Annotated in this window: 13 protein-coding genes, 1 tRNA gene and 1 other RNA gene; 7 read left to right on the forward strand and 8 right to left on the reverse strand. The window is 66.1% G+C overall.

Annotated features, from left to right (window positions below; all coding sequences use genetic code 11):
* Nucleotides 1-153: 153 nt before the first annotated feature.
* Together LFT44_RS11765 and LFT44_RS11770 are read left to right on the forward strand one after the other, a co-directional pair.
* A complete protein-coding gene (locus LFT44_RS11765) occupies nucleotides 154-1,233 on the forward strand; it encodes a LacI family DNA-binding transcriptional regulator (RefSeq protein WP_236798621.1) in 1,080 nt (359 codons plus the stop codon).
* Nucleotides 1,230-2,000, forward strand: coding sequence for an alpha/beta hydrolase (locus LFT44_RS11770; protein WP_236798622.1), 771 nt, complete (start codon nucleotides 1,230-1,232; stop codon nucleotides 1,998-2,000). Before LFT44_RS11765 ends, LFT44_RS11770 begins: the two co-directional genes overlap by 4 nt.
* Here LFT44_RS11770 and LFT44_RS11775 read toward each other — a convergent pair.
* Nucleotides 1,997-2,899, reverse strand: coding sequence for an aldose 1-epimerase family protein (locus tag LFT44_RS11775; RefSeq protein WP_236798623.1), 903 nt, complete (start codon nucleotides 2,897-2,899; stop codon nucleotides 1,997-1,999). The genes LFT44_RS11770 and LFT44_RS11775 overlap by 4 nt on opposite strands.
* A 79-nt stretch (nucleotides 2,900-2,978) precedes the next feature.
* On the opposite strand from LFT44_RS11775, the gene LFT44_RS11780 reads away from it, so the two are divergent.
* On the forward strand, nucleotides 2,979-3,683 hold the full coding sequence (locus LFT44_RS11780; RefSeq protein WP_236798624.1) for a DNA alkylation repair protein: 705 nt from the start codon (nucleotides 2,979-2,981) through the stop codon (nucleotides 3,681-3,683).
* 10 nt (nucleotides 3,684-3,693) lie between these two features.
* Here the strand turns inward: LFT44_RS11780 and mptB are convergent, their stop codons facing one another.
* Nucleotides 3,694-5,250, reverse strand: coding sequence for a polyprenol phosphomannose-dependent alpha 1,6 mannosyltransferase MptB (mptB, locus tag LFT44_RS11785; protein ID WP_236798625.1), 1,557 nt, complete (start codon nucleotides 5,248-5,250; stop codon nucleotides 3,694-3,696).
* A gap of 197 nt (nucleotides 5,251-5,447) precedes the next feature.
* Here mptB and orn point away from each other — a divergent pair, with 197 nt between their 5' ends.
* The 3 genes from orn (at nucleotide 5,448) to def (ending at nucleotide 6,941) form a co-directional block, all read left to right on the forward strand.
* Entirely contained in the window at nucleotides 5,448-6,035 is a 588-nt protein-coding gene (orn, locus tag LFT44_RS11790; RefSeq protein WP_236802877.1) for an oligoribonuclease, read from the forward strand.
* 129 nt (nucleotides 6,036-6,164) lie between these two features.
* A tRNA-His gene (locus tag LFT44_RS11795) sits at nucleotides 6,165-6,237 on the forward strand.
* A 131-nt stretch (nucleotides 6,238-6,368) separates the two neighbouring features.
* Nucleotides 6,369-6,941 carry a peptide deformylase gene (gene def / locus LFT44_RS11800; protein ID WP_236798626.1) on the forward strand — a complete coding sequence of 191 codons (573 nt, stop codon included), beginning with the start codon at nucleotides 6,369-6,371 and terminating at the stop codon, nucleotides 6,939-6,941.
* A 63-nt stretch (nucleotides 6,942-7,004) separates the two neighbouring features.
* Here def and LFT44_RS11805 read toward each other — a convergent pair whose 3' ends face one another.
* The 5 genes from LFT44_RS11805 to rnpB form a co-directional block, all read right to left on the reverse strand.
* Nucleotides 7,005-7,820, reverse strand: coding sequence for an HNH endonuclease family protein (locus tag LFT44_RS11805; RefSeq protein ID WP_236798627.1), 816 nt, complete (start codon nucleotides 7,818-7,820; stop codon nucleotides 7,005-7,007).
* Nucleotides 7,821-7,946: 126 nt separating this feature from the next.
* Nucleotides 7,947-8,156, reverse strand: a complete 210-nt coding sequence (locus tag LFT44_RS11810; RefSeq protein ID WP_236798628.1) for a hypothetical protein — start codon at nucleotides 8,154-8,156, stop codon at nucleotides 7,947-7,949.
* A 74-nt stretch (nucleotides 8,157-8,230) separates the two neighbouring features.
* Nucleotides 8,231-9,673 (reverse strand): glyceraldehyde-3-phosphate dehydrogenase, encoded by a 1,443-nt coding sequence (locus LFT44_RS11815; protein ID WP_236798629.1) that lies wholly within the window; start codon nucleotides 9,671-9,673, stop codon nucleotides 8,231-8,233.
* Nucleotides 9,674-9,977: 304 nt separating this feature from the next.
* Nucleotides 9,978-10,511 (reverse strand): TspO/MBR family protein, encoded by a 534-nt coding sequence (locus LFT44_RS11820; RefSeq protein WP_236798630.1) that lies wholly within the window; start codon nucleotides 10,509-10,511, stop codon nucleotides 9,978-9,980.
* Between the two features lie 45 nt (nucleotides 10,512-10,556).
* Nucleotides 10,557-10,945: RNase P RNA component class A (rnpB, locus tag LFT44_RS11825), an RNA gene on the reverse strand.
* Nucleotides 10,946-11,001: 56 nt separating this feature from the next.
* Here rnpB and LFT44_RS11830 point away from each other — a divergent pair.
* Nucleotides 11,002-11,766, forward strand: a complete 765-nt coding sequence (locus tag LFT44_RS11830; protein WP_236798631.1) for a YaaA family protein — start codon at nucleotides 11,002-11,004, stop codon at nucleotides 11,764-11,766.
* A 39-nt stretch (nucleotides 11,767-11,805) separates the two neighbouring features.
* On the opposite strand, the gene LFT44_RS11835 is transcribed toward LFT44_RS11830, so the two are convergent.
* Nucleotides 11,806-12,543, reverse strand: a complete 738-nt coding sequence (locus tag LFT44_RS11835; protein WP_236798632.1) for a zinc ribbon domain-containing protein — start codon at nucleotides 12,541-12,543, stop codon at nucleotides 11,806-11,808.
* Between the last annotated feature and the right edge of the window lie 27 nt (nucleotides 12,544-12,570).

Consider the following 12,570-nt stretch of genomic DNA (forward strand, 5'->3'; position numbering starts at 1 on the left):
AGTGAGCGATGTACTGAAGCTGACTGGGAAAGCGCGTTCCCGCTGCTTCAATGATGCACGGCGCGGTTCCCATTGGCAAGCGCTTTCCGGAAGTAGTTTGAACTGCCATAATGTGCTTAGCCTTTGAGCCCCGAACGACGACCAGGAGATGCAGTGGCTGCAAGTACCCTTACCGAGGTGGCACGCCTTGCCGGCGTCTCCCCCGCCACGGCTTCACGCGTCCTGAACGGCTCTGCCCGGAAGCCGGGCAAGGACATCGCCGAGCGGGTCCGGCAGGCGGCGGACTCGCTCGGCTACATTCCGAATGCGCAGGCCCAGGGGCTGGCGAAATCCAGCTCGGGCCTGATCGGCTTGATTGTCCACGACATCGCGGACCCCTACTTCGCCGCCATCACACGGGGAGTCCAGGAAGCCGCGAGGGAGCAGCGCAAGATGGTGCTGCTGGCTGCCACCGGGGGTGGCCCGGCCGAGGAGAAGGAGGCGGTGGCCGCCTTCGCTGCCCGCCGCGCAGATTCGATCGTCATCGCCGGCTCCCGCTCCTGCCGAAAGGAGGACCAGGACGGCAACGCCGAACTGGCGGCGGAGCTTGACCGGTACTGCCGGAACGGCGGCCAGGTGGCTGTAGTCGGACACCCCGTGGTGGGTGCCACCGTCCAGGAGGGGTACCACGTGGTCAAAGTCCCCAACCAGGAACTCGCCGGCCAACTGGCCACCAAACTTGCGGCAGGCTGGAACGGCGGCTTCGTCATTGTCGCCGGTCCCGAGGGCCTCCTGACCTCCGATGACCGCGTGCGAGGCTTCCAGGAGGGACTGGAGCGGGCAGGGCGGGGGCAGGCCGAAGTGCTCAGGACCGCATTCAACCGGTCCGGCGGATATGAGGCCGGGCTTCGACTTGCCGGACGGATCAAGGCCGCCCAGTCCGGCGGGACAGCGGAAGGGAAACTCTGCATTTTCGCCGTCAACGACGTGATGGCCATAGGGACGGCGGCTGCCCTCCGCGCTGAGGGGCTGCGTATCCCGAGGGACGCTGCGATCGCCGGCTTCGATGACATCGAAACCCTCCGGGACTTCCGGCCGGCCCTTTCCACTGTCCGCCTGCCGCTGGAAGACATTGGACGCTTTGCCACCCGGGCCACGGGTCCGCAGCCCAACGGCGAAGACGCGGAGGACGCCCTCCCCGGTGACGTAACCGGCGAGGTCACGCTGCGGCGCAGCACGGAAGCGGCAGCGTGACGGCGCCCCGCGGGCTAACCTCCGTTCCCGCACATGCGGAGGCTGCGGGACCCCGGCCGGCTATCCTGGTCCTCCCCGGCGGAGGTTATGCCCGGCAGGCGGATCATGAAGCCGAACCAGTGGCGGAGTGGCTCGCTTCCCTTGGCATCCACGCCTTCATACTCCGCTACCGCGTGGCACCGCACCGGCATCCGGCGCCGCTGGAAGACGCCAAGGAAGCCATGCTCCACATCCGGAGCGGGCAGCACGGCCTCGCTGTGGACCCAGACCGCGTGGGCGTGCTGGGCTTCTCGGCCGGGGGACATCTGGCCGCCACCCTGAGCACGGCCGCGGCCACGGGGAATCCGGAGCTGGACCTTCCCGCCGCGGTGCCGGACCTTTCGGTGCTGTGCTACCCCGTGGCGTCGCTGACCCACGAAACGCACCAGGGTTCGGTAGCGAACCTCCTTGGCGACCCACCGCCGTCGAACCTCCTGGCGGCCCTGTCGGCGGAACTGAACGTCACGCCCAGGACTCCCCCGGCGTTCCTCTGGCACACCGCCGACGACGAAGCCGTGCCGGTGAGCAACAGCCTGAACTACGCCAGAGCCCTATTCGCTGCCGGTGTTCATGCCGAGCTCCATGTCTTCCCGCACGGACGGCACGGACTGGGACTTGCCCCGGGCGAGCCAGGGCCGGAGCAGTGGACTTCGTTGTGCGCCGCGTGGCTGGAACGGGCCGGGTGGGCGGACGCCCGCGCGGGGGCCGCCCCGGCCGGCCGGCGCTAGTGCAGGGCCCGGATGGTCCAGGCAGCTGAATGGGACTGGCCGGGCTGCAGGTGTACCAGGTCCGTTCCTGAGTGCAGGGCGTCCGGCGGGCAGGTCATGGGTTCAACGGCCAGCCCCAGCCGGTCCGGGCCGATGGGCTTGTCGCCGGTGTGCACCTGGACCCAAGGCCACTCGGTCCCCCATTCCAGCTCCACTCCGGTGCCCGAAGGGTCGTGCACCCGCACGCGCGCCAGCCCGGAAGCGTCCCGCGCAATGTCGGTGAAGGCATGGTCGATCTTGACCTGTCCCAGGCGCCGGACCGAACGGAAGTCGAAGGCGTCCCCGGCAACCTGGCGCAAGCCTATGGGCAGCAGCCGGTCGGGCGTGACCTCCAGATAGGTGCCGGCAGGAAGCTCCAGCGACCAGTCATCCAGCGGGGAGGGCCCGGCCACCAGATAGGGGTGGGGACATACGCCGTACGGCGCCGCAGCGGATCCGGTGTTGACCGCATGCACCATGCCGTGGAGCCCTCCGTCCGACAGGGAGTACGTGACCGTGAGCTCAAGGTCGCCGGGGTAATCGGGACCGGATGGGATGTGGCAGCCCAGGACCGCCCGGTCGCCGGCCGCTTCCTTAACCTCCCAGGCCTGGTGGATCGCCATGCCGTGAAGGGCGGAGCCGCGTTCCGGTTCGTTGACCGCCGCAGCATATGCCTTTCCGGCGTAGGTGTAGGTGCCGTCCGCGAGCCGGTTGGGCCAAGGCGCGCAGATGACGCCCCTGTAGTCGGGTACGGCGCCTTCCGGGCCGAAGCCCACCACCAGGTCCCTGTCCCCATAGCGCAGTTCGCGAAGCGCTCCTCCTCGGACGGTGACGACGGCGGAGTAGGCTCCGCGGGCCAGGTGGACTTCGGTTCCGGGCATGGGTTCCCTCTGCTTCCTACGTGTTAGCGCTCACCAGCGTACCGTACGCCGGCCGCCAATACTGGCTAAAGTGGCGCACATGGAAACGGACGCTGACCAGGACCTCGTTGCCGCCGTTCGTGGTGGGCTCCGGGAGCTCGCCGATCCGGAACGGGCGGCAGGCGCCCAAGCGTACATGAAGTCCTCACTCCCCTGTTTGGGTGTGCGGGTTCCCGACGTGCGGCGCATCGCCGCAGGGGCTGCCCGGGAGTTTCCACCGGCCTCTGCCGGGCAGCTGCGCGCCACAGTCCTGGAGCTGTGGCGCAGCTCGACCTTCCGGGAGGAGCGCTACGCCGCTATTGACCTGACGGCACACCGGATGCTGGCCGGGGACCTGGCCATGCTGCCGGTCTACGAGGAAATCATCCGCACAGGCTCCTGGTGGGATTTTGCCGACGGGGTGTCCGGCAGGATCTGCGCCCTGCTGCTGGCCCACCCCGCCGAGATGGCCAGGGTGCTCACCCAATGGAGCCGGGATCCGGCCCTGTGGATCCGCAGGGCCGCCATCACTTCACAGTTAAGGGCCAAAGAGGCCACCGATCCGGAACTGCTCGCCGCCGTCATTGAGCCGAACCTCTCAGACCGGGAGTTCTTCATCCGGAAGGCGATCGGCTGGGCGCTGCGCGAGTACGCCAAGACGGCGCCGGAGTGGGTGGAGGGATTCGTCATCCGGCACAGCGCGGATATGAGCCCGCTGTCACGGAAGGAAGCCCTGCGCCGGCTGACGGCCGGCGTACAGCAGTAAGCGGAGGCCGCTAGATCACCGGACGTTCGACGACGGGCCCGCGCGTCTTGCGGAACAGCCGGCGGGTGCCGGGGTCCCAGAAGATCAGGTACAGCGCAAACAGGAGGGCTGTCAGCGCCGCAGCCACGCGGGCCAGGGCCAGCGCGAAGCCCAGATCCTGGGTCTGGAGGTACGGGAAGACGTCCAGCTGATCGGAGATGGCGTAGATCATGAAGAACGACACCACAAAGTACAGTGCCTTGACCTGCCAGTCGTTGCGGATGCCCGTCACGGCAAAGAGCGGAATCAGCCACACGACGTACCAGGACTGGATGATGGGGGCCAGCAGGACCACGGCGGCAAGGGAAAGCGTCAGGCGGCGCATCAGCCGGTCGTAATCCCCCTTGAAGATCTGCCAGGCGATGATGCCCACCGCAACCAGCTTCCCGGCGTCGAACACCCACCCTGCGGGCACCGACCCGTCAAAGCCAAGCGCACCGGCCAGCGACCCCACCACCATGCCGATCAAACCCACGGGGGCGTACCAGATGGAGATGCTGCCCGGAGCGGAAAGCCCGTTGATCCAGCCGAAGCCGAAACCGTTAACCAAGCTCATCGCGGTCAGCAGGACCAGGCTGAGGCCGGCCGTCATCGCCCAGAATGCCACCTTCCGCAGCCACCCGGCATTCCTGCCCGCCCACAGCAGCCCGATGAACGGCAGGAAGACAATGGTGATGGGCTTCACTGCAATGGACAGGGTCACCAGCAGGATGCCTCTGAGCTGCCGCCGGGTGGCTGAGTAGTACAGTCCGGCCAGGGCCAGCCCGATCATCAGGGAGTCGTTATGGACACTGGCGATGAAGTTGGTCAGGAAGAGTGGGTTGGCTACGGTGAGCCAGAGGGCGCGGTGCGGGTTGACGCCGTGCAGCTCGGCCAGCCGGGGGACATAAATGACACACAGCACCACGCCGGCCAGTGCCACCAGCCGGAAGAGCATGACGCAGGCCTCCGGCTGGACATTGGTCACCCAGACGACGAACTGCTCGATCCACAGGAACAGCTGGCCATAGGGAACGGGCGCTTCGGTCCACATCTTGTCTGCGCCGAGCTGGAAGTAGTTGGACAGTGCGGAGATGCCGTTTTCATAAGGGTTGAACCCCTCCACCATCAGCCGGCCCTGCCCGATATAGGCGTAGACGTCGCGGCTGAACAGCGGCACGCTGAACATCATGGGCAGGCCCCAGGCCACTACTGCGGCCAGGGTTGCCCTCCGCGCCTCTCCGCCCCACACCCGGACCTTCTGGCCGAGCCGCAGCCACGCGCGCACCAGAAGCATGCCACCCACAGCCACCAGGATGATGGACAGCGCGACACCGGGGGCTTCGGTGCGCATCCAGATGAAGAGGGGCATGCGGCGCAGTTCCGAGACGGGGGCCAGCCAGCCCACGCCGAAGGATCCGACCAGCATGAACATGGAGCCCACGAAACCGGCAATCAGGGGTGAGCGCGGATTGTCCACCTCGGCACTGCCGTCTCCGGCAATGCCGGCCGCCGCCATCTCCCCCGTTGCGGGCACAGGCGCCGTCATCTCAGGATCGTCCAATCTTCTTGTGTTTCCGCGGTTCGCCCGGCGGGTCATGCGGGCCGGGCCGGGACATGGTTCAGGGTCGAAGGGCGACCCGCCGCGTACCCGAAATCCTAGCATCGGCCGGGCGCCGAGAGGTGTAACGGTAGGCTGGTCCGGTGCCTATATCTAACGAACGAATCGTCTGGATCGACTGTGAAATGACCGGTCTGGACATCAAGAACGACGCCCTCATTGAGGTGGCAGCCCTGGTCACCGATTCGGAATTGAACATCCTGGGTGACGGCGTGGACGTGGTGATCAAGCCCGACGATGCCGCGGTGGCCCAGATGTCCGATTTTGTCCGGGACATGCACACCAAGTCCGGGCTGCTGGCGGAACTCCCGCACGGCAAGACGATGGCAGAAGCAGAAGCCGCCGTGATGGAGTACATCTCTGCCTGGGTTCCGGATCCGCGGAAAGCACCGCTGGGCGGCAACTCCGTGGGCACCGACAGGGTGTTTCTGTCACGTGACATGCCGGCCGTGGTGGAGCACCTGCACTACCGCGTGATCGACGTCAGCACCATCAAGGAGTTGTCGCGCCGCTGGTACGCCAGGGCCTACTTCCAGTCGCCGGCAAAAAAGGGCGGCCACCGTGCGCTTGGGGACATTAAGGATTCCATCGACGAACTGCGGTACTACCGCGAAGCGGTCTTCGTGCCCGCGCCCGGACCGGACAGTGCCACGGCCCAGAAGATCGCCCAGGGAATCGTCAACGGAGACGCCGCCGGGCAGCCCGCGGAGTAATCTGCGCCACGTTTTAATGATTTTTGCTCCAAATCGCAGAAAGTGGACAAAGCACCCCTTCCGAGCAGGTAAGCTATTTGAGTTGCGTTTCCGGGGAGCCGCTAAGGCGGAAATCCCCTGAGGCACATGGTGGGCGTAGCTCAGTTGGCAGAGCGCCTGGTTGTGGTCCAGGAGGTCGCGGGTTCAACCCCCGTCGCTCACCCTCACGGGGCGGCATATGCAGCCGTCAACAAAGGAGGCCGCACCGGATATCCGGTGCGGCCTCCTTTGTCGTGCCCCACCGGGGTACGTGCACTGCAGCCGGGGACACCGCGAAGCCGAAGGACGACTGAAATGACTGTTCTGCCGATCACCATCTGGGGCGAACCTGTCCTGCACCGGCGCGCCAGCGAGGTGGAGGTTTTCGACGACGAACTGCGGAGCCTGATAGCCGACATGTTCGAAACCAACGACGCCGCCAACGGCGTGGGCCTTGCGGCCCCGCAGATCGGCGTCGGTAAGCGGATCTTCGTGTACAAGTACGCCAACGACGACGGCGCTCCCCCAACAGGCGTGGTGGTGAATCCCGTCCTGACCCTGTCCAAGGTCTCCGGTGCCGCCCCCGACCCCGACGAGGAGGAAGAGGGCTGCCTGTCCTTCCCCGGTGAGCAGTATCCGCTCAAACGGGCAGAGTGGGCACGGGTGGAGGGCTTTGACGGGCACGGAAACCCGGTGAAGTTCGAGGCGACAGGCTGGTTCGCCAGGGTCATCCAGCACGAATACGACCATCTGGACGGCAAGCTCTACGTCAACCGCCTGATGGACCGCTATTCCCGAAAGGCCATGAAGCAGGCCAAGAAGAACGGATGGGGCGTGCCCGGACTGACGTGGATGCCGGGCGTTGATCCCGACCCGTTCGGCCACTGAGGCTTGAAAGCCCCTTTCCACTGACACGCGCAAAGGCCCAATGGCCCTTGGACAGCGCGTTGCTTAGCGGGCAGTGACGGCCTGCTGCACCCTGATGGTTTGCTGCTGGGGGCAGGATGAGAGGGCACGTTTCATGGCGTCCTTTTCAGCTGCCGTCACCCAAAGGCCGTAAGCCGCCTTCACCGAGATTTGTCGTGCAACGTAATGGCATCGGATGGCAGTGTTTTTCGGCAGCCAGGTGGCTGCATCCCCCGCGCTCTTTTGCTGATTGGCAGCGCCGTCGGCGGCAATGAGGTTGAGGGGGTCGTTCGCCAGGCTTTGGCGTGCCTTCGGCCCCAGTCCCTGGGCTCCCTTTTGCCAGGCATCGCCGAGGGCCACCACATGGTCGATTTGGACGGCACGGCTGCTGTCGGAGCCGCGGCGGAAGTCCACATCCTGGCCTGTGTAGGGTTCACGGAAGTGCCCGGCCGTTACCTTGCACGTGGACCCCTCGGCGAAGACCACATCGGCAAGGTCCCTGCGCAGGATGTCGTTGCGGGTGTCGCAGCCATTACGGTCAACATCCAGCCAGGCCTGCCCGAAAGCCTCCCGGCTGTAACCAGTGTTGGGCGCCCGGCCCTTCACAGCGAGGCCCTCCAGCGCGGATGCGGCGGTCCCGGCAGGTACGGGGTTGGGCTCCTGTACCGGTTTCATCCACGCGGCGTCGAAGACCGGTGCCTCAGTTGGTCCCTGCGGTGCGGGTCCGGCCGCGGCGAACTGGCCGGCGGTGAAGAACCAAAAGAGCGCGGCCAGGATGCCGGCGGCCGCTGTGATGAGCAATGCCCAGGCCTGCCGGGAACGGCGGCGTGCGCGGCGGTAGGCAGACCAGCTGACGGTCACGGGGTGGACGGCGGAAGGGAATAGTCGGGCACCCCAGCGAGCTTAGGACAAAGAGCCCGTCCCGCCGTTGATATCCACACTGTTGGGGACGAGTGATGGGTCACACGGCGGGCGGTGAGTACTGGGCTACTGCTCCTTGGTGACCCTGCGGAGGTCTTCCTCGGCGATGGCCAGCAGTCCCTCGAGCTGGCGCACCCGCTCGTCGGAGACGTCGCCGGTCTTCTGCGCGGCGCGGGCACGCTCCAGCAGCCGGACGGCTTCCTTGTGGTTGGCCTTGGCTACGTCCAGGGCGTGTTCGAGGGTGGTTTCGTGCTGAAGTGTCGATTCGTTGTCCATGCCACCAGTGTGGTCCCGATTCCCGGCTGATTCCAGAGAACCAGCCGGGAATTCGCAGGACGACACCTAACTCGTTAGACAGCGATCGCGGCCAGGGCGGCGGCGCTTTCCTTGGCAGGGAACGAGGGCGGGTTGACCCCTGCCATTTCTTCCATGACCCGGACCACCTGGCAGCTGTAGCCGAACTCGTTGTCGTACCAGACGTAGAGGACCAGGTTCTTGTCCGTGGACACGGTGGCCAGGCCGTCCACGATGCCGGCGCGGCGTGAACCAACGAAGTCGGTGGAGACAACCTCGGGCGAGTCGATGTAGTCGATCTGCTTGCGCAGGTCAGAGTGCAGCGACATCTCGCGCAGGTAGTTGTTGATCTCGTCCTTGGTGGTGCCGTTCTCCAGGGTGAGGTTCAGGATGGCCAGGGACACGTCCGGGGTGGGAACGCGGATGGAACTGCCGGTGAGCTTGCCCAGGAGTTCGGGCAGGGCCTTGGCCACTGCCTTCGCGGCACCGGTTTCGGTGATGACCATGTTCAACGCTGCGGAACGGCCGCGGCGGTCGCCCTTGTGGAAGTTGTCGATCAGGTTCTGGTCGTTGGTGAACGAGTGGACGGTTTCGACGTGGCCATGGACCACGCCGAACTTGTCGTTGATGGCCTTCAGGACCGGCGTGATGGCGTTGGTGGTGCAGGACGCCGCGGAAACGATCTTGTCCGAATCGGTGATGTCCCGGTGGTTGATGCCGTGGACGATGTTCTTCAACTCACCCTTGCCGGGGGCCGTCAGCAGGACCCGGGCAACGCCCTTGCTCTGCAGGTGCTGGCCAAGCCCTTCGGCGTCGCGCCAGCGGCCGGTGTTGTCCACCACCAGGGCGTTGTTGATGCCGTAGGCCGTGTAGTCGATCGTGGCGGGGTCGTTCGAGTAGATGACCTGGATTCGGACGCCGTTGGCCGTGATGGTGTTGGCTTCCTCGTCGATCCGGATGGTTCCTTCAAAGGAGCCGTGGACGGAGTCCCGGCGCAGGAGGCTGGCGCGCTTGGAAAGGTCGTTGTCGGAGCCGCGGCGCACCACGATGGCGCGCAGCCGCAGGCCGTGCCCGCCGCCGGCCTTTTCGATGAGGAGCCGTGCCAGGAGCCGCCCGATGCGGCCAAAGCCGTAGAGCACGACGTCGGTGCTGGTGCGGTCGTCGGCACCACGCTTGCCTACGATCTCTGCCAGCTCGTCCCGCAGGAATTCTTCAAGGGTGGCGCCGTTGCCTTCTTCCTTGAACTTCTGGTTCAGCCGCGCGATGTCGATCGCGGCGGCGCCCAGCTCGAGTTCGGCCAGGGTGTTCAGCAGGGGTGCGGTCTCCTCCAGGAGCAGTTCGTCCTTGGCCATCCGGCGCGCAAAGCGGTGTGCCTTGAGGATGTTCATGGTGGACTTGTTGATCAGGCTCCGTCCGTGGATGCTGGTCACCACGTTGTTTTCGCGGTACAGCCTGCCGATGACCGGGATCATGGCCTCGGCAAGGGCCTCCCGGCCCATCCACGTATCAAGACAAGAATCAGACGTCTGGCTCACAGAAATACCTTCCTCGGTTCAGCCGTGTACGTCCTCGTACACAGATGTTGGCCACCTGATGATGTCCAGGGGCACCGGCACCTGCAGGGATGACCCCCGGGCGCCTGGATCGCGTGCAAAGAAAAACCGCCGGCTGCGAACGCAACTTTCGGCGGTAGAACTCCTGCGTCCGGGTTCCATTCTAATTTGGCGCGCCCCGGGGAACACGCTTGCACTGCGTGAAATCACTCACACAGGCCCGGCCCGCCCGCAAGGCTGCAGCTGCGCCTCAGTTGTGGATGGCCGAATACAGGTTGAGGCTGGCGGAAAACACCAGCCAGGAAAAGTACGGCAGCACGAGGTATCCGGCGGCGGCGTCCACCGGTCCGAACCTCAGGACGAGGAACCCCAGGGTTGCGGTGAGGGCACAGATGACCGCGAAGGCAGACCACAGGGCCACCTCTCCGAGCATTGGGTACAGGGCAAAGAAGGTCACCGGCCACGCGGTGTTGAGCAGCAGCTGAAGTGCGTAGCCGACAAGGGCGCCTCCGGTGAGTCCGCCCTTGCGCCAGACCAGCCAGGCGGCAGCGGCCACACCCGCATACAGCGCCATCCAGGTGGTCCGGAACATCCACGACGGCGGCATCCACGGGGCCTTCAGTGACGTTGCGTACCAGCCGTTGGAGTTGAGGACGATCGGAAGGGAGGCGAGGACGCAGGCCAGGGCGGAAAGGCCCAGGAAACCGGCGAGCGCCACACCTTGTGAACGGGCGCCGGGAATGCCCGCGGCAGGTGCGGGGCGGGATTCAGGAATTACGGGCACGGTTCAGCATCCCCGACACGTTGCCCGTGGTCAAACACGGGTTTGCGGATGGGACAGCCGGTACGCCGGGTTCTGTTCTCCCCCTCCGTTACCGGATGTGGGAGCGACGGCCATCCATCTACGAGTGCCGTTGCCGGCACCCTCCAGCGGCCTACCCGGACACTCGGGCGGGCAGCCCTCGAACGTGTCCTGTCTGGCCTTGCTCCGGGTGGGGTTTACCTAGCCTTCCCGGTCACCCGGGAAGCTGGTGGTCTCTTACACCACCGTTTCACCCTTACCTGCTCTCCCCGGCCGGAACCGGAAATGCGGGCGGTCTGTTTTCTGTGGCACTGGCCTGCGGGTTACCCCGAGTGGGCGTTACCCACCACCCTGCCCTGCGGAGCCCGGACGTTCCTCGAGCCACTTGCGTAGCGCGCGGCCGTCTGGCTGTCCCATCCGCGTCCAGTCTACCGGCGCGGCCGGCCGCTTTCGTCGCCGGTAGGATCGGACGGTGCTGATTCTGCTTCCCCCTTCCGAAGGCAAGACGCCCGCCCTGCGTGGTTCCGCCATCGACTGGTCCGCCCTGGGTTTCCCGGAGCTCAACCCATACCGCGCCAAGGTCCTTGAGGCATTGGGAACTGTCAGCGCACACCAGGACGCCCTCGCCATGCTGGGCGTGGGTGCGTCGTTGCGTGGCGACGTCGAACGCAACACGCGCCTGCACGCCGAACCGGCGGCGCCGGCACACAGCATCTACTCCGGCGTCCTCTACGACGCGCTGGGTTACCGGACACTGACGTCGGCCCAGCGCCGCAAGGCCGATGAATCGGTCCTGGTGATCTCGGCGCTGTGGGGGGCCCTGCGCTTTTCCGACACCGTTCCCGCCTACCGCCTGTCCATGGGGACGGCCTTGCCCGACGTCGGCCGGCTCGCTTCGTTCTGGAAGGCGCAGCTCACCGATACTTTGGGCGCCGCAGCCCAGGGGCACCTGCTGGTCGACTGCAGGTCCAGCACCTATGCCGCTGCCTGGGCGCCTCCGCCCGAACAAACGGTCTCCGTGAACGTCTTGACCGAGACCGGCGGGGTCCGCAAGGTGGTAAGCCACTTCGCCAAGCACACCCGCGGCGAACTGGCGCGGCACCTGCTGGTACGCCGCGGAAAAGCCCCCGCCGCGCCGTCGGACCTCTTGAAGGCCGCCCGCGAAAAGTGGGATGCAGAACTCGTGCCGGGCACCGCCCGCAAGCCGCACGCCCTCAACATCATCCTGACCGGCTGATCTGTCGGGTTGATGAAGCCGGGCTAGGCCACCGGGCGCTCAGGACCACTCGTCGGAGCGGACCAGGATGGCGCCGGAGTCCGGGCAAAAGACGATCTCGTCGGCAGCTGCAGCCTTGATCTCGGCGAGGTCGCCGGGGCTGAGCTTCATGCCGGAGGCTTCCGAGGTGCCGTGGAAGAGCCGTGCCGCGCCCACTCCGCGCTTCGCCAGGGTCTTTTCGTAGACCGCGAGCATGGCCGCGTCCAGGCCGGCGGCGAATTCGGCGCGCTGGGAGCGCAGCCCTGCGGCTTCACTTTCCACCTCGGCCAAGGCGCCATCAAGTTCGGCCCGGATGGTGCCGAAGGAGCCCTTGATGTCATCGACGATCTGCTGCTGGGCCGCCTGGCGTTCCCGCAGCGATTCGAGCCGCTCCATGACTTCCAGTTCCGCATCTTCCAGGTCCGAGCGGCGCTTGTTCAGGGAAGCGATGTCCTTTTGCAGGGCCACCAGGTCCTTGGAAAGGCCGGTACCGCTGTTGAGCCGGGCCTCGTCGCGTTCGATGCGCGAGGCAACCTGTTCGACGTCGGCCTCGGCCCTCTTCAGCTCGGCCTCGGCGTCGTGCACGGCCACCTTGGCCGCGCCCAGTTCACCGTTCGCTACGGACAGCGCGGCCTCAAGGTCTTTGATGCGGGGATCGTTTTCCAGCGTCCGGCGGCGGTTGGCGAGGCCCTTCAGCCTTGCATCAAGGCCCTGCAGTTCGAGCAACTTCAACTGTTCCGCCGGTGCTGCCTTGGCCACTGTTACCTCCGCTAGATTCCTTCCGGC

It is taken from the genome of Arthrobacter sp. FW306-05-C (genome assembly GCF_021801725.1).
Lineage (GTDB): Bacteria > Actinomycetota > Actinomycetes > Actinomycetales > Micrococcaceae > Arthrobacter.